The 20,006-nt window shown below is 69.3% G+C and carries 23 protein-coding genes; 13 read left to right on the forward strand and 10 right to left on the reverse strand.

Annotated features, from left to right (window positions below; genetic code table 11):
• Positions 1 to 89: 89 nt before the first annotated feature.
• Positions 90 to 632 carry an OsmC family protein gene (locus IRT45_RS07915; protein ID WP_194805204.1) on the reverse strand — a complete coding sequence of 181 codons (543 nt, stop codon included), beginning with the start codon at positions 630 to 632 and terminating at the stop codon, positions 90 to 92.
• Between the two features lie 214 nt (positions 633 to 846).
• Between IRT45_RS07915 and IRT45_RS07920 the strand changes: the two genes are divergently transcribed.
• The 5 genes from IRT45_RS07920 (at position 847) to IRT45_RS07940 (ending at position 4,555) form a co-directional block, all read left to right on the forward strand.
• Positions 847 to 1,305: a PaaI family thioesterase gene (locus IRT45_RS07920; RefSeq protein ID WP_375540069.1), complete on the forward strand. Its 459-nt coding sequence runs from the start codon at positions 847 to 849 to the stop codon at positions 1,303 to 1,305.
• A 94-nt stretch (positions 1,306 to 1,399) separates the two neighbouring features.
• Positions 1,400 to 1,702: an urease subunit gamma gene (locus tag IRT45_RS07925; protein WP_063009767.1), complete on the forward strand. Its 303-nt coding sequence runs from the start codon at positions 1,400 to 1,402 to the stop codon at positions 1,700 to 1,702.
• A 9-nt stretch (positions 1,703 to 1,711) separates the two neighbouring features.
• Positions 1,712 to 2,095 (forward strand): urease subunit beta, encoded by a 384-nt coding sequence (locus IRT45_RS07930; RefSeq protein ID WP_194805205.1) that lies wholly within the window; start codon positions 1,712 to 1,714, stop codon positions 2,093 to 2,095.
• The gene (locus IRT45_RS07935) at positions 2,092 to 3,813 is read left to right on the forward strand and encodes an urease subunit alpha (RefSeq protein WP_194805206.1); all 1,722 of its coding nucleotides are present in this window, start codon (positions 2,092 to 2,094) and stop codon (positions 3,811 to 3,813) included. The genes IRT45_RS07930 and IRT45_RS07935 overlap by 4 nt, the downstream gene beginning before the upstream one ends.
• Before the next feature lie 79 nt (positions 3,814 to 3,892).
• Positions 3,893 to 4,555: an O-methyltransferase gene (locus IRT45_RS07940; RefSeq protein WP_194805207.1), complete on the forward strand. Its 663-nt coding sequence runs from the start codon at positions 3,893 to 3,895 to the stop codon at positions 4,553 to 4,555.
• Here the strand turns inward: IRT45_RS07940 and IRT45_RS07945 are convergent.
• A complete protein-coding gene (locus IRT45_RS07945; protein WP_063906030.1) occupies positions 4,545 to 5,114 on the reverse strand; it encodes a PadR family transcriptional regulator in 570 nt (189 codons plus the stop codon). The genes IRT45_RS07940 and IRT45_RS07945 overlap by 11 nt on opposite strands.
• A 113-nt stretch (positions 5,115 to 5,227) precedes the next feature.
• On the opposite strand from IRT45_RS07945, the gene IRT45_RS07950 reads away from it, so the two are divergent.
• Positions 5,228 to 5,626 carry a nuclear transport factor 2 family protein gene (locus IRT45_RS07950; RefSeq protein ID WP_228533936.1) on the forward strand — a complete coding sequence of 133 codons (399 nt, stop codon included), beginning with the start codon at positions 5,228 to 5,230 and terminating at the stop codon, positions 5,624 to 5,626.
• Here IRT45_RS07950 and IRT45_RS07955 read toward each other — a convergent pair.
• Positions 5,620 to 6,351, reverse strand: a complete 732-nt coding sequence (locus tag IRT45_RS07955) for a TetR/AcrR family transcriptional regulator (protein WP_194805208.1) — start codon at positions 6,349 to 6,351, stop codon at positions 5,620 to 5,622. The two genes, IRT45_RS07950 and IRT45_RS07955, sit on opposite strands and share 7 nt — an antisense overlap.
• 84 nt (positions 6,352 to 6,435) lie before the next feature.
• On the opposite strand from IRT45_RS07955, the gene IRT45_RS07960 reads away from it, so the two are divergent.
• The gene (locus tag IRT45_RS07960; RefSeq protein ID WP_194805209.1) at positions 6,436 to 7,962 is read left to right on the forward strand and encodes an MFS transporter; all 1,527 of its coding nucleotides are present in this window, start codon (positions 6,436 to 6,438) and stop codon (positions 7,960 to 7,962) included.
• Between the two features lie 64 nt (positions 7,963 to 8,026).
• Positions 8,027 to 8,893: an SDR family NAD(P)-dependent oxidoreductase gene (locus tag IRT45_RS07965; protein ID WP_309240838.1), complete on the forward strand. Its 867-nt coding sequence runs from the start codon at positions 8,027 to 8,029 to the stop codon at positions 8,891 to 8,893.
• Positions 8,894 to 8,902: 9 nt separating this feature from the next.
• Here the strand turns inward: IRT45_RS07965 and IRT45_RS07970 are convergent, their stop codons facing one another.
• From IRT45_RS07970 to IRT45_RS07980, 3 genes are all read right to left on the reverse strand, one after another.
• Positions 8,903 to 9,730, reverse strand: coding sequence for an alpha/beta fold hydrolase (locus tag IRT45_RS07970; RefSeq protein ID WP_194805211.1), 828 nt, complete (start codon positions 9,728 to 9,730; stop codon positions 8,903 to 8,905).
• Positions 9,731 to 9,868: 138 nt separating this feature from the next.
• Positions 9,869 to 10,846 carry a zinc-binding dehydrogenase gene (locus tag IRT45_RS07975; protein WP_194805212.1) on the reverse strand — a complete coding sequence of 326 codons (978 nt, stop codon included), beginning with the start codon at positions 10,844 to 10,846 and terminating at the stop codon, positions 9,869 to 9,871.
• 33 nt (positions 10,847 to 10,879) lie between these two features.
• Positions 10,880 to 11,443, reverse strand: a complete 564-nt coding sequence (locus tag IRT45_RS07980; RefSeq protein WP_194805213.1) for a TetR/AcrR family transcriptional regulator — start codon at positions 11,441 to 11,443, stop codon at positions 10,880 to 10,882.
• A 147-nt stretch (positions 11,444 to 11,590) separates the two neighbouring features.
• Between IRT45_RS07980 and IRT45_RS07985 the strand changes: the two genes are divergently transcribed.
• From IRT45_RS07985 to IRT45_RS08000, 4 genes are all read left to right on the forward strand, one after another.
• On the forward strand, positions 11,591 to 12,445 hold the full coding sequence (locus IRT45_RS07985; RefSeq protein ID WP_194805214.1) for an oxidoreductase: 855 nt from the start codon (positions 11,591 to 11,593) through the stop codon (positions 12,443 to 12,445).
• 34 nt (positions 12,446 to 12,479) lie between these two features.
• On the forward strand, positions 12,480 to 13,112 hold the full coding sequence (locus IRT45_RS07990; RefSeq protein ID WP_228533939.1) for an urease accessory protein UreF: 633 nt from the start codon (positions 12,480 to 12,482) through the stop codon (positions 13,110 to 13,112).
• Between the two features lie 111 nt (positions 13,113 to 13,223).
• Positions 13,224 to 13,937 (forward strand): urease accessory protein UreG, encoded by a 714-nt coding sequence (ureG, locus tag IRT45_RS07995; protein WP_194805216.1) that lies wholly within the window; start codon positions 13,224 to 13,226, stop codon positions 13,935 to 13,937.
• The gene (locus tag IRT45_RS08000) at positions 13,927 to 14,616 is read left to right on the forward strand and encodes an urease accessory protein UreD (protein WP_194805217.1); all 690 of its coding nucleotides are present in this window, start codon (positions 13,927 to 13,929) and stop codon (positions 14,614 to 14,616) included. Before ureG ends, IRT45_RS08000 begins: the two co-directional genes overlap by 11 nt.
• Before the next feature lie 129 nt (positions 14,617 to 14,745).
• On the opposite strand, the gene IRT45_RS08005 is transcribed toward IRT45_RS08000, so the two are convergent.
• The gene (locus tag IRT45_RS08005; RefSeq protein ID WP_194805218.1) at positions 14,746 to 16,284 is read right to left on the reverse strand and encodes an NAD(P)/FAD-dependent oxidoreductase; all 1,539 of its coding nucleotides are present in this window, start codon (positions 16,282 to 16,284) and stop codon (positions 14,746 to 14,748) included.
• Positions 16,285 to 16,422: 138 nt separating this feature from the next.
• Entirely contained in the window at positions 16,423 to 17,088 is a 666-nt protein-coding gene (locus IRT45_RS08010; protein ID WP_194805219.1) for a TetR/AcrR family transcriptional regulator, read from the reverse strand.
• 87 nt (positions 17,089 to 17,175) lie between these two features.
• Here IRT45_RS08010 and IRT45_RS08015 point away from each other — a divergent pair, with 87 nt between their 5' ends.
• Positions 17,176 to 18,639 carry a cytochrome P450 gene (locus IRT45_RS08015; RefSeq protein ID WP_194805220.1) on the forward strand — a complete coding sequence of 488 codons (1,464 nt, stop codon included), beginning with the start codon at positions 17,176 to 17,178 and terminating at the stop codon, positions 18,637 to 18,639.
• Here the strand turns inward: IRT45_RS08015 and IRT45_RS08020 are convergent, their stop codons facing one another.
• Together IRT45_RS08020 and IRT45_RS08025 are read right to left on the reverse strand one after the other, a co-directional pair.
• Positions 18,640 to 19,530, reverse strand: coding sequence for a tat pathway signal sequence (locus IRT45_RS08020; protein WP_309240839.1), 891 nt, complete (start codon positions 19,528 to 19,530; stop codon positions 18,640 to 18,642).
• A gap of 126 nt (positions 19,531 to 19,656) precedes the next feature.
• Positions 19,657 to 19,863, reverse strand: coding sequence for a hypothetical protein (locus IRT45_RS08025; protein WP_194805221.1), 207 nt, complete (start codon positions 19,861 to 19,863; stop codon positions 19,657 to 19,659).
• Positions 19,864 to 20,006 lie beyond the last annotated feature (143 nt).

Consider the following 20,006-nt stretch of genomic DNA (forward strand, 5'->3'; position numbering starts at 1 on the left):
GGTTTCAGCTCCAAAAGGTGTAGATGGGATGGGTCGTCGCGCATGAGGCGGCGGTGCGCCGCCCCCAAGGATGCCCGATTCGCGAAGAATCAGGCGGGAACTGTGGAGTTTTCCAACTCGGCAGTGATCAGTGTGGTCAGCACGGGCGTCGGCCCGGTGGAGATGTCGAGAACCGGGCAGTGGGCGTCCACGGCGGCCTGCAGTTCAGCGTAACGCTGCGCCGGTTCCGGGCCGTCGATGTGCACCGTCACCCGGACCTGCTGGAATCCGGCGCGCACGGTATCGTCGAGGCCGAAGAAGCCGCGCACGTCGAGGTCGCCCTCGGCGTCGATGCGCAGACCGTCGACGACGATGCCCAGCCGCTGTGCCCAGAACCGGTAGGTCACCACCTGACACGAGATCAGCGCCGCGAGATAGAACTCGACCGGATTGGGCGCCGTGCCCGCGCCGCCCAGCGCGGCCGGCTCGTCCACCCGGACCGTATAGGTGCCGGCCGTGACGGCGCTGCCGACGGCGCCCTCCGCGATTCCGGCGGCGGAAAACAGGACCTGCGCCTTCGCCGGATCGCCGGCCACAGCCTGTGCGGTGGCGTCGACGATATCGTTGAGCGGAGTGTCCGATGCGGCTGTCATGGCCGCCACGGTAGGGGCGCGCGGGTGCGGGAGCGAGGGTTGCGCTCGCCGTGATCACAACCGTAGCCGGATCGCTGTGAGTGCGTATACCCCTGCGGTACAACGATTTTCACATGTTATCACCAGGTGTGCTGCTCGATTACCGGGCCCGCGCGCGCCCTGGGGCGCGGCACCGCCGTACCGGCCGGTACTCAGGTGGTGTAAGTGTTTTTCCATGACACAGCACGACCGATTCGAGGCTCGCTCCCTGGCGGATGTCACGCCCGAGCAGATGACCCGCTACAGCGAGGGGACCTTCACCGACCTCATCGGTCTGAAGTACACCGAGGTCCGGCCCGATCGCGTGGTCGGGGAGTGGGTGGTCTCGCCGCAGCTGCATCAGCCGGCGGGCATCGTCAACGGCGGGGTGTACTGCACGATCATCGAAACCCTGGCCAGTGTCGGCGGCGGTGTCTGGTTCGGCGACCGCGGACATGTGGTCGGCGTCAACAACAACACCGACTTCCTGCGCGCGGTCCGCGAGGGCAGTCTGCGCGGTGTCGCCACCCCGATTCACCAGGGCCGATCGCAGCAACTGTGGCAGGTGCAGATCACCGACGAGCAGGACCGGGTGGTCGCGCGCGGGCAGGTGCGGCTGCAGAACCTCACCGCGGACGGGGCGGCCAAGAGCTAGCGCCGAAGCCGAGCGCCGACCCGACGACGAGCGCACCCGGTACGGCCGTGCCAAGATATCGAGCACCGTACGTCCGAGCAGCCGAGGAGGCGATGTGCGTCTGTCACCGCACGAGCAGGAACGGCTGATGCTCAGCTACGCGGCCGAACTGGCGCGGCGGCGGCAGGCGCGCGGGCTGAAACTCAACCATCCCGAAGCCGTCGCGATCATCACCGACCACGTCCTGGAGGGCGCCCGCGACGGCCGCACCGTCGCCGAGTTGATGTCCTCGGGCCGCACCGTGCTCACCCGCGACGACGTGATGGCGGGTGTGCCGGAGATGATCCCCGACGTGCAGGTCGAGGCCACCTTTCCCGATGGCACGAAACTGGTGACCGTGCATCACCCGATCGGCTGAGGGGCACCGATGAGCGCGATATCCGCCGGGAGCGGCCCGGTGCCGGGAGAGTATCTGCTCGGCGCCGACCCCATCGAGATCAACGCCGGCGCCGACCGGATCGAACTCGAGGTGGTCAACACCGGCGACCGGCCGGTGCAGGTGGGCAGTCATGTGCACTTCCCGCAGGCCAACACCGCCCTCGAATTCGACCGGGTCGCGGCACACGGCCGCCGCCTCGACATTCCGGCGGGGACGGCGGTGCGCTTCGAACCGGGTCTGGCGCAGCGCGTTTCGCTGGTGCCGCTGGGCGGCAGCCGCGAGGTGTACGGGATCGGCCCGGAGGCGCCGGGGCCGCTCGGCCCGGTGGTGAACCGGTCCGGTGAGACGGACGGAAGGCCGGTCGACCGATGACGGAACTGTCCCGCGCTCGTTACGCCACACTCTTCGGCCCCACGGTCGGGGATCGAATTCGCCTGGCCGACACCGATCTTCTGATCGAGATCACCGAAGACCGCTGCGGCGGACCCGGCCTGGCCGGTGACGAGGCCGTCTTCGGCGGCGGCAAGGTCCTGCGCGAATCGATGGGCCAAGCTCGTGCCACCCGCGCCGAGGGCACGCCGGACACCGTGATCACCGGGGCGGTGATCGTGGACTACTGGGGAATCATCAAGGCCGACATCGGCATTCGCGACGGCCGCATCTGCGGGATCGGCAAGGCCGGAAATCCGGAGACCATGGACGGCGTGCATCCGGATCTGGTGGTGGGCCCGTCGACGGAGATCATCGCCGGCAACGGCCGCATCCTCACCGCCGGCGCGATCGACTGCCACGTCCACTTCATCTGCCCGCAGTTGCTCGACGAGGCGCTCGGCGGCGGTATCACCACCCTGATCGGCGGCGGAACCGGGCCGGCCGAGGGCTCCAAGGCCACCACGGTCACTCCCGGCGCGTGGCATCTGGGCCGCATGCTGGAGGCCACCGACGGCTGGCCGGTCAATATCCTGCTGCTCGGCAAGGGCAACACCGTGCGTCCCGAGGCGATGTGGGAGCAATTGCGCGGCGGCGCCGGCGGATTCAAGCTGCACGAGGACTGGGGGACCACCCCGGCAGCGATCGACGCCTGCCTGCGGGTGGCCGATGCCGCCGGAGTTCAGGTCGCGCTGCATTCCGATACGCTCAACGAGGCCGGATTCGTCGAGGACACTCTCGCCGCGATCGCCGGGCGGGCCATCCACTCGTATCACACCGAGGGCGCCGGCGGCGGGCACGCGCCGGACATCATCACCGTCGCCTCGCACCCGAATGTGATGCCCAGCTCGACGAATCCGACCCGCCCGCACACGATCAACACTCTCGACGAACATCTGGACATGCTGATGGTGTGCCACCATCTCAATCCGGCCGTGCCCGAGGATCTCGCCTTCGCCGAGAGCCGGATCCGGCCCTCCACCATCGCCGCCGAGGATTTGTTGCACGATCTGGGCGCGATCTCGATGATCGGCTCCGATTCCCAGGCGATGGGCCGCATCGGGGAAGTGGTGATGCGGACCTGGCAGACCGCGCACATGATGAAGGTCCGCCGCGGCGCGCTGCCCGGCGACGGGGCCGCCGACAATCATCGGGTGCGTCGCTATATCGGGAAATACACGATCTGCCCGGCGGTGACACACGGTCTGGACCACGAGATCGGGTCGGTGGAAGTCGGCAAATTGGCCGATCTGGTGCTGTGGGAGCCGGCCTTTTTCGGTGTGCGCCCGCATGCGGTGCTCAAGGGTGGCGCCATCGCCTGGGCCGCGATGGGTGATGCCAACGCCTCGATCCCGACTCCGCAGCCGGTGCTGCCGCGGCCGATGTTCGGCGCCGCGCCGGTGGTCGCGGCGGGGACGTCGCTGCATTTCGTCTCCCCGCAGGCCGTCGAGGACGGACTCGCCGAGCGGCTGCGGGTCCGGCGCACACTCGTCCCGGTGGCCGATGTGCGCCGCCGGACCAAGAGCGATCTGCCGCTCAATGACGCGATGCCGCGCATCGAGGTGGAACCCGACACCTTCACCGTGCGCATCGACGGCGAGGTGTGGGACCAGCAGCCGGCCGGCGAGCTGCCGATGGCGCAGCGCTACTTCCTGTTCTGAGCCCGCGCGGCGCTGCCGTGAGGGTGCCGCCGACGGCGCTGCGCTGCACGGGCCGGATGGCGGTGGCACACTGGCCGATATGACGAATGCCGAATGGGGCGCGGTCGACCGCTACGTCGTGGACACTCTGATCGGGGACGCCGATTCCGATGTGGCGCAGGCGAACTCCGAGGCGGGGCTGCCGCCCATCGACGTCTCGCCGGCGCAGGGCAAATTCCTGTATCTGCTCGCACTGTCGGCCGGGGCACGGCGTGTCCTCGAGATCGGCACGCTCGGCGGGTTCAGCACCTTGTGGCTGGCGCGTGCGGTGGGACCGCAGGGGAGCGTCGTGACCCTGGAATACGATCCGCACCACGCCGAGGTGGCCCGAGCCAACCTCGATCGCAAGGGTGTGGGGGAGCGGGTGGAGATCCGGGTCGGTGCGGCGCTGGACACCCTGCCCGCGGTCGCCGAGGACCACGGCGAGCCCTTCGACCTGGTCTTCATCGATGCCGACAAGGTCAACAACGCCAACTATGTGCGGTGGGCCTTGCGGCTGACCCGGCCCGGTTCGGTGATCATCGTCGACAATGTCGTGCGCCGCGGTGCCCTGGCCGACGGCGATCCCGGCGATCCCGCGGTCCGCGGGGCCCGGGAAGCGCTGGGACTGCTCGCCGACGAGCCGCGGCTCGAGGCCACCGTGCTGCAGACCGTGGGCAGTAAGGGCTGGGACGGATTCGCCTACGCCGTGGTCACCGGCTGACCGGCGCCGAATCGCCGTGCCCGACCCGGTCGGGACGGTCGGCGAGTTCGGTCCAGAAATCCACGTACGCCTGTTCGTGGCCGATGCCGAGTTCCAGGATGCGGGAACGGGATTGGGCGCGCACGGTATCGGCCGGGTCGATCTCGGCGTGCATGGCGCGGTAGCGGTCGAGCCAGCGGCGGTGCTCGGCCGCCTGGCGGCGCGCGAGGGCGACCACGTCCTCCGGTGCGCCGAGATCGGCGAAGAACAGTTTCACCTGCGCCGGATCACGCGTCTCCGGCGGCGGGCACCCGGGGTCGGCCAGCCACGCGCGTAACGCCTCGCGTCCGGCGTCGGTGAGCTGGAACACCCGGCGCCGGCGGCCGGTCTCCTCGGCGTCCTCGTGCAGTAGGCCACGCTCGGCCAGCCGGGCCGGAATGCGATAGAGCTGCGCATGCGGCACCGGCCAGAAGTAGTCGACGCTTTCCTCCATGCGCGCTTTGAGTTCGTAGGGGGTGAGCGGGCCGTGCCGGGCGATGAGCCCGAGCACGATATGGTCCTGCGCTCCCAGATCCGCCATGGTCGTCAGCTTTCGGTTCGGCACGTCTCGGTTCGGAACGGCATTGACACGGTCTCACTGAGACTATAGCTTCATATCTGCCATACCGTATCAATGAGACTATTGGAGTGGACATGCGTGCGTACGGAATCGAACTCTTCGACCGGTGGACGGCGATGTGGAACGGGGAACTGGAGCTCGCGAATCGAATCATGGCTCCGCACTTCACACTTCGGTACGCCCAACCGGGCGCGGAGGCATACGACACCATCCACGATCCGGAGACGTTCGCGCGGCAGATCGCGGCCTTCCGCGCGGCCGCGCCCGGGCAGCGATTCGAAACCCAGGGCGAGGCGGTCGTCGAGATCGACGACCGCCGTACCGGGACCGTGGCGCGGCCCTACGGTTCGCGCCGGCCGGTCGCGGACGGTGAGATCGCCGTGAGCGGCACCGATATCCTGCGCGTCCAGGACGGACTGATCGTGGAGGTCTGGTCGGTCTCCGGCGGGATCGAGGGCCGGTCGTACTACTGAGCTCCGGGTCGGTTGTGGCGTGCGGCGAAACCGTCGCACATCGCCGACAGGCCCGAATGCAATTGCCGCACAGGATCGAGCAGATCGCCGAGTCCGGTGCCTTCGAGGGGCGCCAGCGCGGGCGGGCTCGGCCAGCGCGGGGTGCCCTCGAGAAGTGCCGTCAGGCCGGAGGATTCGTCGTGCTCGTCCTCGCGGGCGGCCAGAATGGTGGCGCTGACCTGCTGGAGAGCGATCCCGGCGATATAACTCCAGACCTCGAGAGCCATCGCGGTGGCCTCGCGGCGATCATCGGTCAGTTCGAGTAGCCCTTCGGTCAGCCAGCCCAGACACGCCAGGCTGTGTGGGCCGAAGTTGTAGCGTGGCACCGCGAAGGTGAACAGCACCCACGGGTGGAGCCGGTAGAGCTGCCAGTCGATGTCGGCGGCCGCGCGCACCCGGTCGCGCCAGGTCCAGCCCGCGTCCGGCGCCGGGTACGGATAGCGGCGCGCGACCTCGTCGGTCATATCGGCCAGCAGTGCGTCCTTGTTCGGTACGTGCCGATACAGCGACATCGCGCCCACGCCCATCCGCTCGGCGATGCGGCGCATGGACAGTCCGTCGATGCCGTCCGCATCCGCGAGTGCGATGGCGGTGTCGACGATCGCCGCTCGCGTCAGCCGCTCGGGCTGGGGGCGACTCGGAGAGTCCGAAGGTGCCGGTGAGGAGGGGTGGGAAGGTTTCGGCATCGAAACTCGCTTTCCTTTCTGCGGCCGGATGCGTACGCTGTACCCGGGTCGCGTACGACGTACGCACGAGATGAAGGATAGGTGATGGTCGGCATTGAGACCTCGGCGGCGGGCTACACCGCGCCGAGCGCAACCCCCCGGCGGGCGTGGCTGGGTCTGGCGGTGTTGATTCTGCCCGTGCTGCTGGTGTCGATGGACATGTCGGTGCTGTACCTGGCGATGCCGACGCTGACCGAGCATCTGGACCCCTCGGCCGAACAGCAGCTGTGGATTCTCGACATCTACGGATTCATGATCGCCGGACTGCTGATCACCATGGGCAATCTCGGTGACCGCATCGGCCGGCGCAACATATTGCTCGCCGGCGCAACGGTTTTCGGCATCGCCTCGCTGCTGGCGGCCTTCGCGCCCAGCGCCGGGGTGCTGATCGCGGCGCGCGCGCTGATGGGTGTCGGCGGTGCGACGCTGCTGCCGTCGAGCCTGGCGCTGATCTCGAGCCTGTTCCCCGATGCCCGGGCCCGCGGCACCGCGATCGGCATCTGGACGGCGTTCTTCGCGGGCGGTTCGGCGGTGGGACCGGTGATCGGCGGCCTGCTGCTGCACAAGTTCTGGTGGGGTTCGATCTTCCTGATCAATACGCCGGTCTTGCTGGTGCTGCTGGCGCTGGGACCGCTGCTGCTGCCCGAACATCGCTCCGTCGGTCGCGGACCGCTCGATCCGGTGAGCGTGGTCATGTCCATCGGCGGCATCCTGCCGCTGGTGTACGCGGTGAAACGGGCCGCGGCCGAGGGCGTCGACGCGGTCTCGGTGGTGCTCGGACTCGCCGGTATCGCGATCCTGGTGGCGTTCGTGCGGCGCCAGCGCACCCTCGCCGAACCGCTGCTGGATCTGAGCCTGTTCCGGCGCGGACTGTTCCGGGTGGCGATCGGGTCCTCCACGGTGGGCATGATGTCGCTGGCCGGCATGAGCTACCTGACCAGCATGTATCTGCAGTCGGTGGCCGGACGCGACGTTCTGGGCGCGGCACTGCTGGGTATTCCGGCGGCGATCGCGGTGTTCGTGTGCTCGATGGGCGGGGCGCGGGTGGCGCGCCGGCTCGGCACGCGCGGCTCGTTCGTGCTGGCGTTGAGCGCGGCCGCGGTCGGCAATCTGCTGTTGCTCGGCATCGGCGTCGACGGCGGAATCGGCTGGTACATCGCCGGATCCACCATCGCGGGTCTGGGCTACGGCATCGTGTTCACTCTGGTGTCGGAGGTCGCGGTGTCCTCGGTTCCGGCCGAACGCGCGGGATCAGCGGTCGGTATCTCCGAAACCAGTTTCGAACTGGGTAACGCCCTGGGGTTGTCGCTGCTGGGTTCGCTGGCGGCGCTGGTGTTCCGATCGGGTGGCGATTTCGCCGACACGCTCGGCGAGACGCTCGTGCGCCACAGCGGCGATTCGGCCGTGATCCATGCCGCGCAGAGCTCGTTCGTCACCGGAATGCACACCGCGCTGGCGGTCGGTGCGGCATTGCTGATCATGATGGCGGTGACGGCGGCGGCGACCTCGGGCCGGCGGCGACGTCGCGCGGTCGCGGTGGATGCCGCGTCCGCGGCGGCGGCAGGGCGCTGACCGGTTCCCGGTCGCGGTGACGATTCCGGCCCGCGGGGCCGAGCGGCCCAATACAGTTTCGGCTGTGACAGATACCGCCTCACCGGGCCGTCCGCTGGCCGAGCGGGTCGCGACGCGGTTGTTGTATCCCACGTCGCGACCCCGGGACGCGGCGTTGCGTGACGCCGTGTCCGGGCGGGTCGTGCTGGTGACCGGAGCCTCACACGGCATCGGGAAGGTCGCCGCCGCCAAATTCGCCGCCGCCGGAGCCGTGGTGGTGATGGTGGCGCGCTCGGCGGCGGAGCTGGAGGCCGTGGCCGACGACATCACCGCGGGCGGCGGCATCGCACACACCTACAGCACCGACCTGACCGATATGGACGCGGTGGACAGCTTGGCCCGCGACATCCTCGCCACGCACGGGCGGGTGGATGTGGTGGTCAACAACGCGGGCCACTCGATTCACCGCTCGATCGAGCAGTCCTACGACCGCTTCCACGACTTCACCCGGACCATCGATATCAACTACCTCGGGCCGGTGCGATTGCTGCTGGCCCTGCTGCCGGCGATGCGGCAGCGTGGCCGCGGACATATCGTCAACATCTCCACCTGGGGGCTGCGCATGCCGCCGGCGCCGCGGTGGGCCGCCTACGGCGCGTCGAAGGCGGCGTTCGACCAGTGGTTGCGCACGGTGGCGACCGAGGTGGCGGCCGACGGCGTGACCGCCACATCGATCTACATGCCGCTGGTGCATACCCGCATGAGCGCGCCCACCGATTTCGGCTCCATGCCGGGGCTGACCGCCGCCGAGGCCGCGGATCTGGTGTGTCACGCCGTCGTCGCGAAACCGGTGGAGATCTCACCGTGGTGGAGCGGTCCGCTGCAGGCGTGGACGGATCTGACCCGCGGTCCGATGCAGCGGCTGATGGCCCGCAGCATCCGATTCACCTGAACCGCTCGCTCAGCTCTGCAGGAACGCCAGCAGATCGGCGTTGAAACGCTCCTTGTCGCCGGGGACCAGGGCGATGCCGTGCGAACCGCCCTCGTAGACGGTGAGCGTCGCGTCCGGGATGATCTTCGCCGCCTTGCGGGCGGTGGCGTCGATGGGCACGATCTGATCGTCGTCGCCGTGCACGATGAGCGTCGGCACATCGAACTTCTGCAGGTCGGCGGTGAAATCGGTGTAGGCGAAGGCGTCGACACAGCGCACTCCGGCCTCGATCGCCTCGTGCATCGCCATGAACCAGAACGCGTCGCGGTTGCCCTGGGTGGCTCTGGTGCCCGGCCGGTTGGCGCTGAAGAAGCCCTCGGAGGTGTCGCGCCAGAACTGCGAGCGTTCGGTGAGAATGCCCTTCTTGATCTGATCGAACACCTCGTCGGGCACGCCTTCGGGGTTGTCGGTGGTGCGCGCCATCAGCGGCGGGATAGCCGACAGCAACACCGCGGACCGCACGCGTCCGGTGCCGTGGCGGCCGATGTAGCGGGCCAGTTCGCCACCACCCATGGAGTGCGCCACCAGCGTCACATCGCGCAGGTCCAGCCGGGTGAGCAGATCGTTGAGATCGTCGGCGAAGGTGTCGAAGTCGTATCCGCCCCACGGCTGCGCCGACCGGCCGTGTCCGCGGCGATCGTGCGCGATACCGCGAAAACCGTTGTCCGCGACGTGTTTCAGTTGATCGTCCCAGGCATCGGCGTTGAGCGGCCAGCCGTGGATGAAGACCACGGGGCGGCCCGAACCCCAGTCCTTGTAGTAGATGTCGACCTCGTCACGCGTCGTGCACACAGGCATGGACGAAACCTCCTCCGCGTGCGCCCGCCGGCCTCGGTCGCGGGCCGTGAGAACGAGACGCGACCTCCAGCGTAGGAGCTGCGACCGAGGCGAAGGGCTACGAATCGGTTACGCCAGCAATCGGTCAGCTACCGATAGTTACGGCTCGAGGACGACCTTGCCGACGGTGGCGCGATCCTCGAGGGCCCGGTGCGCGGCCGCGGCGTCTGCGAGGGCGAACCGGTGCACCGCCGGGCGCAACCGCCCGGATCCGGCGGCGGCCAGGGCGCGCGTCTCCAGCGCCGCGATTCCGCCGCCCCGTTCGAGCATTTCCGGGCCGAGGACCGATCGTGAGGTGATGCCGCGGGCGGCGAGCTCATCGGGTGCGAATTCCAGTGCGGCATCGCTCCAGCCGAAGACGAGATGGGCGCCGCCGGGTGCGAGCAGCTCCACCGCGGCCCGGCCGGCCGCGCCGCCGACCCCGTCGAAGACCCAGTGCGCGGGCCGCTCGCCGAAGCGTGCGCGCACCGCGTCCGGCCAGCCCGGGTCGGTGTAGTCGAGGGCGAGGTCGGCGCCGTTGTCTTCGACCGTGGCGACCTTGGCCGCCCCGCCGGCCAGTCCGACGACGGTGAGTCCGGCGGCGCGCAGATACTGCACGAGCAGGGTGCCGATTCCGCCCGCCGCGGCCGGCACCACCGCGAGCTGTCCCGGCTCGATGTCGCCGGCGAATCCCAGGATGCCCAGGGTGGTTCGGCCTGTGCCGATCATCGCCACCGCCGCGGCCGGATCCAGTGCGTCCGGAATCCGGTGCAGCCGTTGCGCATCCGCGACGGCCAGTTCGGCGTAGCCGCCCGGCGCCGCGCCCAGGTGGGTGACGACCGGAGTGCCCAGCAGCTCCGCGTCGACGCCGGAGCCCACGGACTCGACGACGCCCGCGACTTCCCGGCCGGGGATCGTCGGCAAGGGCGGACGTGGGTAGGGGCCCGGCAGGCCGCGGCGTAACTGCGTGTCCACCAAGTGGATTCCCGCCGCGGCGACGGTGATCCGGACCTGTCCGGCTCCCGGCGGTGGGTTGGGGACCGTCTCGTACCGCAGGTTCTCGGCCGGGCCGAATTCGTACAGGCGTATCGCTTTCATGAGCACAGCCTGCAACCTCGATCATTGTTGAGGTCAAGTGCGGGCGGACATGTCGCGCTCGGCGCCCACGCCGCGCAGCAGGGTGTCGACCACGATGTCGGCCGCGCGGGCGGGATCGAGGTAGGGGAGATTCTCGGCGGCGTTGACCATCAGCTGTGCCAGCAGAGTCGATACCCAGCCCTCGGGGAGGCCGGGGCGGAGCAGGCCTTCGTCGGTGGCCCGGCGCAGAAAGGCGTCGACCTCGGCGATCAGCGGTGCGCGGCGTGCGCGAATCGTCTCGTCGGCCACCAGTCTCGCCGTCTGCACCGGCCAGCGGCGGTTGACCCCGATGACGGCTTCGACGTACCGGTGCAGGGCGACCGCGACCGGCGCCTCCCGGAGCCGGGCGCTCGCGACGGCTTCCTCGACCGCGTCGTATCGAGCCTGATAGACGGCCGCGAGAAGTTCGTCGCGCGAGGCGAACCGGCGGTAGACGGTGCGCCTGTCCACGCCGGCTTCGGCGGCGATGGCCGACAGGCTCGCGGACGGATCGCCGGCGAGCAGCCGGGCGCCGGTGGTCAGCACCAGTTCGATATTGCGGGCGGCGTCAGCTCTCACGGCTTCAATGTACACAGCTATGCAGCGGAACTACCAAAAATCGCCCCGTCGAAGCAGCGAAACTTGACATAAGTGCTACATTGATGTGGCAGTTGAAATTGGCCGGTCGCGCCGACAGCGCCCGGACCGGAGGACGGAGAAGAGAACATGGCCGGAACATGGCTGATCACCGGTGCGTCGCGGGGCCTGGGACGCGAGCTGACCGAGGCCGCCCTGGCCGCCGGGCATCGGGTCGTCGCCGGTGCGCGTCGCCCCGAACAACTCGACGAGGTGGTCCAGCGCTACGGTTCGCGGATCCTGCCGGTGCGATTGGACGTCACCGACCCGGCGGCGGCCGAGGCCGCCGTGCGCGCGGCCACCGAGACCTTCGGCTCGCTCGATGTCGTGGTCAACAACGCCGGATACGCCGACAGCGCCCCGATCGAGGAGATGGCCGCCGACGATTTCCGGGCGCAGGTCGAAACCAGCCTGTTCGGCGTCGTGCACGTCACCCGCGCCGCGCTCCCGGTACTGCGGGCCCAGCGCTCGGGGACCTTCGTGCAGATTTCCTCGATCGGCGGCCGTGTCGGTGGTTCGCCCGGGCTGGGCGCCTATCAGACAGCGAAATTCGCGGTCGAGGGATTCTCCGAAGTGCTGGCGAGCGAGGTGGCCCCGTTCGGGGTGCGGGTCGTGATCGTCGAGCCGGGCGCCTTCCGCACCGACTGGCAGGGCGCCTCGATGACCATCCATCCGGTGGGCGCCGACTACGAGGCGAGCGTCGGCGCCGTCCACCGTTTCCGCCGCGACAACGACGGATCCCAGCCCGGCGACCCCGCTCGCGCAGCCCGCATCATCGTCGAGGTGGCCGCCTCCGACGAACCGCCACGCCGCCTGCTGCTGGGCAGTGATGCGCTGGCCGCGGCCAGGTCGGCCGGACAGGTCCGGGCCGAGGAAACCGAGAAGTGGGCCGCGGTGAGCGCCTCGGCGGACTTCGCCGCCGCGGGCCGACCCGCGCGGTTCTAGGATCGGAGATCGTGCCCGGCCGCAGGAGATGTCCATGAGTCTCGCGATGGTGATGTCGCTCGCCGACTCGCGGCTGCCCATCGGCGGGCATGTGCATTCGGGCGGGGTCGAGGAGGCCATCAGCTCCGGGCTCGTGCGTGACCTCGACACGGTGGCGGCCTATCTGCGGCGCCGGATCCGCACCACGGGTCTGGTCACGGCGTCGCTGTCGGCGGCGGTCTGCGCGGAAGCCCTGCGGCCCTCGGCGGCCGAGGCGGAAGCCGATGCCCGTACCCCGGCACCGGCGGCACGCACGGCGTCTCGGGCACAGGGGCGCGGACTGTTGCGGCTAGCGAAACAGGTGTGGCCGCAGCATGATTGGCCCGCCCTGGGCATGCGGCCGCATCTGTCCACGGTCTTCGGTGTCGTGGGCCTGGCCGCAGGGGTGCGGCCGGTGGAGATCGCCGGGGTCGTGGTCTATACGACGATGACCGGAGCCGCCACCGCGGCACAACGACTGCTCGCCCTCGACCCGGCCGCGGTCGCGGCGATCACGCTGGAGCTGGCTCCACTGTGCGACGACACTGCCCGCACGGCCACGATGGGCCCGGCCGCCCTCTCCGATCCGCTCGGTGACGTGCTCGCTCAGCGCCACCTCGACCGCGAGATGCCGCTGTTCGCGTCGTAGCCCGCGCGGCGGAGCGACCGCCGGCCGGACATTCGCCGCCCGGGAGGTAACACCGGGTTCACATGAATCGGCCACGATGATCGTCGAGAGTCGACGCCCGAAGGAGAGCACATGCCGCCCCATCTGATCGACGGCGAACCGCACGATCACGCCCACGACCGTCCCAAGCGGGTGCGGACGCCGGGGGAGCCGGTGCGCATCGGGATCGGCGGGCCGGTCGGATCCGGGAAGACGGCGCTGGTCGCGGCGCTGTGCCGGCAGCTGCGCGCGGAACTGTCGCTGGCCGTGCTGACCAACGACATCTACACCACCGAGGACGCCGACTTCCTGCGCCGGCATGCGGTCCTTCCCGACGAACGTATCAGCGCGGTGCAGACCGGCGGCTGCCCGCACACCGCCATTCGCGACGACATCACCGCCAATCTCGACGCCATCGACGATCTGATCGAGGCGAATCCGCCGCTGGATCTGATTCTGGTCGAATCCGGCGGCGACAACCTCACCGCCACCTTCTCCGCGGGCCTGATCGATGTGCAGATCTTCGTCGTCGACGTGGCCGGCGGCGACAAGGTGCCGCGCAAAGGCGGTCCGGGCGTGACGTTCTCGGATCTGCTGGTGATCAACAAGACCGACCTGGCGCCGATGGTGGGCGCCGACCTCGAGGTGATGCGCCGCGATTCCGCGGCGGTGCGCGCGGGCCGCCCGTTCGTCTTCAGCTCGCTGACCGAGGATCCGGCCGCGACACCGGTGCTGGCGTGGGTGCGCGATCAGCTGGGGGCGGTGGCGGCCGCCGAGGCCGCCGGGGAAAGCGCTGTTGCGCACTGAGATTCGCATCGTCGCGCGTGCCGGGGCCCGGCCGTGGTCGGCGGCCACCGGCGCGCTGGCGGTCCGCTGCACCGGACCGGATACGGTGCATCTGATCGGTGCCGCGGCCACGCCGCTCGGCGGGGACGAACTCGATATCCGCATCGTGGTCGAGCCCGGTGCGCGTCTGATGGTTCGCTCGGTCGCGGCGACGATCGTGCTCCCCGGTCGCACGACCCCGTCGTCCACGGCATCGTGGACGTTCGACGTCGGCGCGGGCGGGGAACTCGATGTCGATCCGGAACCGACGGTCGTCGCCGGGGGAGCCTGCCATCGTGCCGTCACCCGGGTGCGGCTGGCCGCCGACGCCCGGGTCCGTATTCGCGAACGCGTGCAGATCGGCCGCACCGGCGAGGATCACGGCGGCTGGTGCGGCGACCTCATCGCCGACACGTCGACCCTGCCGCTGCTGCGGCATCGCCTGGAACTCGGCGCCGGCACCGCCGCTGACGACCTGCTGTCGGCCCCCCGCGCGCTGTCCAGCGAGCTGCGATATCCCGACGACGCCCCCGCCGCCACCATCGGTGTGGCCGCCGCGGTGCTGCCGCTGGCAGCCGGGGGTTCGCTGTCGACGTGGACGGGCGCGCGGCTGTCCGACACTCCGGCGAACCTTCGCTGTCGCGCCGCCGCAGCGGGGTGAGCCGGGACATCGGGCTCGCTCCGGGAACCGGGGAATCGATCGTGCTTTCGCGGCCGATGCGAATGCACAAGGGCCGCAAGCGCTTCGGCTTACGGCCCTCGGTAGTGCTCTGGTGAACAGGCGGAGTCGTCAGCCCGCCTTCGGCTGCGACGAGCCGGAGGTAGTCGACTCGTTCGAAGCACCGGACTGGCTCGTCGCAGTGGACTCGCTCGAGCCCGCGGCCTTTTCGCCGTCCGGCGTAGTGGCCGCCGGTTTCGCCGGCGGCTCACCCGGTGCGGCGGGAGGCGTCGTGTTACCGACCTCGGCCTCCACTTCCCGGGCGTCGGTTTCGTTGCCGTTCATGGCCTCGAGTGCCAGCCGGGCGAAGACCCACTGTTCGGTGGCCGCCATCTGCCCGCGGTTGCGGCCGAGGAAGGCGACGAACCACTGGAACACGGTGACGGTCCGGCTGCGGTAGCCGATCAGGTAGTACAGGTGCAGCACCAGCCAGATGAGCCACGCGAGGAAGCCGGAGAACTCCAGCTTGCCGATCTGACAGACGGCGTTGAACCGCGACACCGTCGCCATGCTGCCCTTGTTGAAGTACTTGAACGGCTTGCGCTGATCCGGGGTCTGCTTACCGGCGACCTCGGCCTTGATCTGCTTGGCCGCGTAGGTGGCGCCCTGGATGGCGCCCTGCGCCTGGCCGGGGACGCCGGGCACCGCCATCAGGTCGCCGACGACGAAGACGTTCGGATATCCCTTGATGGTCAGATCCGGTTCGACCACGACCCGCCCGGCGCGGTCGGTTTCGGTGCCCTTGGACCGTTCGGCCAGCATCTTGCCCAGTTCGCTGGCCTGCACTCCGGCCGACCACACCTTGCACGCCGATTCGATGCGACGCTCGGTGCCGTCCTTGTCCTTGACCGTCACGCCGCGGGCGTCGACATCGGTGACCATGGCGTTGAGCTGGATTTCCACGCCCATCTTCTCGAGGCGGCGCTGCGCCTTGCCGCCGAGTTTGGGTCCCATGGGCGCGAGCACCGCACCGGCGCCTTCGACCAGCAGGACGCGCGCGTCGCGCGGATCGATGTTGCGGAAGGTGCCGACGAGGGTGCGGTCGGCGAGTTCGGCGATCTGGCCGGCCAGTTCGACGCCCGTCGGTCCGGCGCCGACCACGACGAAGGTCAGGAACCGGTCGCGTTCCTCCTGGGTCTTGGCCAGTTCGGCCTCCTCGAACGAGCCGAGGATGCGCGCGCGCAGTTCCAGCGCGTCGTCGATGGTCTTCATCCCCGGCGCGTAGGTGGCGAACTGGTCGTTGCCGAAATAGGACTGCTGGGCGCCGGTCGCGACGATCAGGCTGTCGAAGGAGGTGACGGTGTCCTGGTTGAGCAGTTTCGACGTCACGGTCTTGTTCACCAGGTCGATATCGTGGACCTCGCCCAGGATGACCCGCGTGTTGTGATGTTTACGCAGCACGATGCGGGTGGCGGGGGCGATCTCACCGGTGGACAGGATGCCGGTGGCGACCTGGTAGAGCAGCGGTTGGAACAGGTGCGTGGAGGTCTTGGAGATCAGTACGACATCGACGTTGTCGTGCTCGAGATGTTTGCACGCGAACAAGCCGCCGAAGCCGGATCCGATCACCACCACGCGGTGGCGTCGGTTCTCGACAGTTTCGGTTCCCATCAGCGCTCCTCGCCGGACGTTCGGTCTACGACAGGCTCAACGGTAGTCGGCTGCCCGGAGGCAGTCACGACGAGCACCGAATGTCGGCGCGTCCGCGCCTCGGGCCCCGGTTTCGGCCCGCGCGGGGCGGGTATGCGTTCATTTCGGCACCGGCTCCGCCGCGCCCACCAGCGGCCCGACGAGGCGGTCGCCGCCGATGCTCTCCACGGTCGGCCACAGGAAGGCCGCGAGCTGGTCGACGAAGTCGGCGCGGGAGCGGCTCGGCTGCTGTATCCAGGCCTCGGCCGACATCAGAATGGCGCCGACGGTGGCGGTCGCCCAGATCCGCGCCAGCGCCGGGTCGGCGTCGAGGCGGCGCAGGATGATGTCGAAAATCGATGTCGCCCAATCGGTTACGCGGGTGAAGAACGGCCGGTGCTCGGCGTCGCCGCGCTCGAGCCGCTGCATCATGACGTGGTGCAGGTTGGGATTGGCGTCGACGAAATCGCACATCAGGGTCACCACCGCCCGCAGCAGCTGTTGTGCGGGTAGCGGCTGGGCCAGCAGGCGGTCGGCGGCGGCGATGATCGCGTTCATATGTCGCTCGGCCAGCGCATCGATCAGCGCCGGGAGGTCCGGGAACACCGCGTACACCGCGGTGCGCGCGTATCCGGCCTCGGCGGCGACCTGCGCGATCGTCATGCGCGCTCCGGAGCCGGCCACCACCCGCTCGGCCGCGTCCAGGATCTCCGCGCGCCGGCGGCCGGGATCCCGGGGTGGCCCGGGCGGCCGTCCTGGACGCCGAATTTCTGTGTCCCTTGTCACAGCGCGATTCTACCTCTAATGTACGAGGTGTACTTTTCTTGCGGCCGGGCGGCGTGGCGCGGCCGCTGTGTTCGGGAGGCATCAGTCATGGTCAGCGTCGACCCGCGTCCCTCCGCCGCCGAGCGAGAGAACATCGGCTTCATCGAAATTCCGGACGGCCATCCCATCGACCGGCTGCTGCACCGATTACCGGCCCGGGAGCAGGTCCTGGCGACACCGCCGCGGGGCAGTGCGGCGTCGGCCGTGCGCGGCGACGCCGGACTGCCGGTGCTGGGCCGTTCGCTGCAGTATCTGCGCTGGGGTCCGGCCGAGATGTACGACCGCTACCGCCGCTACGGCCCGGTCAGCTACAACAAATCCTTCGGTATCGACCGCGTCCTGGTCGCCGGTCCGCAGGCCGTCGACGAGGTACTCGGCAAGCGGCGCAACGATTTCGGGCAGGGCTGGGACTTCCTGATCGGCTCGTTCTTCCGCCGCGGACTGCTGCTGCTGGAATTCTCCGAGCACATGTTCCACCGGCGCATCATGCAGCAGGCGTTCACCCGCGAGCGGCTGGAATCGCATCTGGCGCAATTGAGCCCGGTGGTCGAGGCCGCGGTCGAGCGCTGGAGTCCGGCAGGTGCGCGCACCCTGCGGCTGTATCCGACGGTGAAAGATCTCACTCTGGAGATCGCCACCGAAACCTTCATGGGCGTCGATGCCGGACCGCAACGGCATCAGCTCGGACAGGCCTTCCTCGACTGCACCCACGCACCGCTGGCCCTGGTGCGCTATCCGGTGCCCGGCGGTGCGTGGCGTGCCGGCCTGCGCGGCCGCCGGACGCTCGAGGAGTATTTCACCGCGATGGTGCCGCACAAGCGTCGCGAGGAGGGTGCGGATTTCTTCTCCGCGCTGTGTCACGCGCGCGCTGAGGACGGTGCGATGTTCTCCGACGCCGATGTGGTCAACCACATGATCTTCCTGATCATGGCCGCCCACGACACGACCACCACCACCGCGACCTCGGTCGCCTACTATCTGGGCCGCCACCCCGACTGGCAGCAGCGGGTGCGTGCCGAGGCGCAGGCACTGTTCGACGAACTCGACGGCGCGCCGCCGACGATCGCCGACCTGGATCGCCTGCGGGATCTGGATCTGGTGATCAAGGAGAGCCTGCGGCTGGTACCGCCCGTGCCGGGCCTGGTGCGCCGCGCCGTGCGCGATACCGAGGTGGCCGGTCACTACATTCCGGCCGGCACCCACGTCGACGTCGCCTACGGCGTCAACCACCTGATCCCCGAATTGTGGTCGCATCCCGCGCGTTTCGATCCGGAGCGATTCACCGAGGGCCGGCGCGAGGACAAATCGCACCGGCTGGCGTGGATGCCGTTCGGCGCGGGAGCGCACAAATGTATCGGCATGCATTTCGGCACCCTCGAGGTGAAGGTGGTCATCGCGGCGATGGTGCGCGCCTACCGCTGGCACATCCCCGACGACTACCTGATGCCGTGGGGCTTCAACACCATCCCGTTCCCGCGCGACGGGGCGCCGATGCGGCTGTCGCGGCTGTGACTAGCGACCGGCGAACAGCAGCTGCGCGACGTGGGTGGTGGTCTCCTCGCCGTCGGTGTAGCCGCCCTGGTCGCCGAGCGAGTTCATCACCGCGAGGGTGTAGCGCTCACCGGGCCCGGCGAAGCCGACCGAGTTGACCACCCAGCCGCCGTTCTCGTCGGACCAGCCGTTCTTGAGGCCGGGGTGGTTGGCATCGCCGGCGCCCCATACGCCCCAGTGCTGGTTGGTGTCGACCTTGCGCATCCGATCGAGCAGATAACCGCGGTCGTCGGGGTGCATGTGGTCGAGCACGTTGCTCATCAGCCGGTCCAGATCCGACGGCGTGCACTGCTGAAAACCCCAGTCCGGGAACAGATGTCCGTTGCCGTTGGTCGGGCGCGGCACCAGGCCGGTCATCCCGTTGGCACGGAAGGCGTTGTTGAACGCCTGCCGGTCCGGGCCCGCGTACTTGTTCCACAGGAAGTCCGCCGCGGCGTCGTTGGAGGTCGCCAGCATGGACTCCATCTGGGTGCGGTCCTCGGGCGTCAGCGCGATCGCGCCGACGCGCGCCCGGTTGAGCAGATCCTCGGCGATCGCCAGTTTGATGGTGGAGGCGGTCCAGAACAGGGTCTCGGCGTTGCCGTTGGCATAGGTGCCGCCGGTGACGCGGTCGCGCACCACATAGCCGGTGACGCCGGGCCGGGAGGCCAGATAGTTGTCGACGGCCGCGATCCGGCTGCTCATATCGCAGTCGAAGCCGTCGCGGCAGCCCTGCATACGCAGCGGGACGGCGGCGGCCGGAGCGGGATCCAGCACGGGGGTGCCCGCCATCAGCGCGGCGGCGACGACGCAGGCACCGGCGGCCAGGCGGGTGGTTCGAATGCCGCGCGACGCGGTCCGGGGATAACGCACGGTGAGCCACAATAGCCACAAATGCGCCGATCACGCACGTCTTGAGGTCGGCCTGCGGATGTGCTAGCTACGCGGAGATCGTTGCAGGCCAGCGCATTTCGGCCATATCGACCGCAACGGCGCAGGTCAGGGGAATGCCGCGAGCAGTTCCTCGACGCTGCGGCCGTTGAGCCGATAGCAGTGCTCGAAGGCCTCGGAATGTTCGTCGCGAGCCCAGCTGTGCAGCACCACGCCGCGGCCGTAGTGCCGGGAGTTGATCAATTCCCACGTCTCGCCCGATCGCCGTACCGTGAACCCGGATCTGGGTACGAGGGGGACCACCGTCGCAGACATGAATCGAACCAGCCTTTCGATACCGCTTCTCCCGAAACCTCCCCGCGGAGCACTGTGGCACACGACGGACCCGGTGTGCGGGTGACACGCGGTGGCGAATTGCGTTCGTGATAGCCGAATGGTCATGATGGCCGGATTCGATT

The sequence above is a fragment of the Nocardia sp. BSTN01 genome (assembly GCF_015354405.1).
GTDB lineage: Bacteria > Actinomycetota > Actinomycetes > Mycobacteriales > Mycobacteriaceae > Nocardia.

What these genes read in the sequence shown, in the direction of transcription:
- IRT45_RS07915 (WP_194805204.1), bottom strand. Translation starts at nt 632, where the DNA reads ATGACAGCCGCATCGGACACTCCGCTCAACGATATCGTCGACGCCACC.
- IRT45_RS07920 (WP_375540069.1), top strand. Translation starts at nt 847, where the DNA reads ATGACACAGCACGACCGATTCGAGGCTCGCTCCCTGGCGGATGTCACG.
- IRT45_RS07930 (WP_194805205.1), top strand. Translation starts at nt 1,712, where the DNA reads ATGAGCGCGATATCCGCCGGGAGCGGCCCGGTGCCGGGAGAGTATCTG.
- IRT45_RS07935 (WP_194805206.1), top strand. Translation starts at nt 2,092, where the DNA reads ATGACGGAACTGTCCCGCGCTCGTTACGCCACACTCTTCGGCCCCACG.
- IRT45_RS07940 (WP_194805207.1), top strand. Translation starts at nt 3,893, where the DNA reads ATGACGAATGCCGAATGGGGCGCGGTCGACCGCTACGTCGTGGACACT.
- IRT45_RS07945 (WP_063906030.1), bottom strand. Translation starts at nt 5,114, where the DNA reads ATGGCGGATCTGGGAGCGCAGGACCATATCGTGCTCGGGCTCATCGCC.
- IRT45_RS07950 (WP_228533936.1), top strand. Translation starts at nt 5,228, where the DNA reads ATGCGTGCGTACGGAATCGAACTCTTCGACCGGTGGACGGCGATGTGG.
- IRT45_RS07955 (WP_194805208.1), bottom strand. Translation starts at nt 6,351, where the DNA reads ATGCCGAAACCTTCCCACCCCTCCTCACCGGCACCTTCGGACTCTCCG.
- IRT45_RS07960 (WP_194805209.1), top strand. Translation starts at nt 6,436, where the DNA reads ATGGTCGGCATTGAGACCTCGGCGGCGGGCTACACCGCGCCGAGCGCA.
- IRT45_RS07970 (WP_194805211.1), bottom strand. Translation starts at nt 9,730, where the DNA reads ATGCCTGTGTGCACGACGCGTGACGAGGTCGACATCTACTACAAGGAC.
- IRT45_RS07975 (WP_194805212.1), bottom strand. Translation starts at nt 10,846, where the DNA reads ATGAAAGCGATACGCCTGTACGAATTCGGCCCGGCCGAGAACCTGCGG.
- IRT45_RS07985 (WP_194805214.1), top strand. Translation starts at nt 11,591, where the DNA reads ATGGCCGGAACATGGCTGATCACCGGTGCGTCGCGGGGCCTGGGACGC.
- IRT45_RS07990 (WP_228533939.1), top strand. Translation starts at nt 12,480, where the DNA reads ATGAGTCTCGCGATGGTGATGTCGCTCGCCGACTCGCGGCTGCCCATC.
- ureG (WP_194805216.1), top strand. Translation starts at nt 13,224, where the DNA reads ATGCCGCCCCATCTGATCGACGGCGAACCGCACGATCACGCCCACGAC.
- IRT45_RS08005 (WP_194805218.1), bottom strand. Translation starts at nt 16,284, where the DNA reads ATGGGAACCGAAACTGTCGAGAACCGACGCCACCGCGTGGTGGTGATC.
- IRT45_RS08015 (WP_194805220.1), top strand. Translation starts at nt 17,176, where the DNA reads ATGGTCAGCGTCGACCCGCGTCCCTCCGCCGCCGAGCGAGAGAACATC.
- IRT45_RS08025 (WP_194805221.1), bottom strand. Translation starts at nt 19,863, where the DNA reads ATGTCTGCGACGGTGGTCCCCCTCGTACCCAGATCCGGGTTCACGGTA.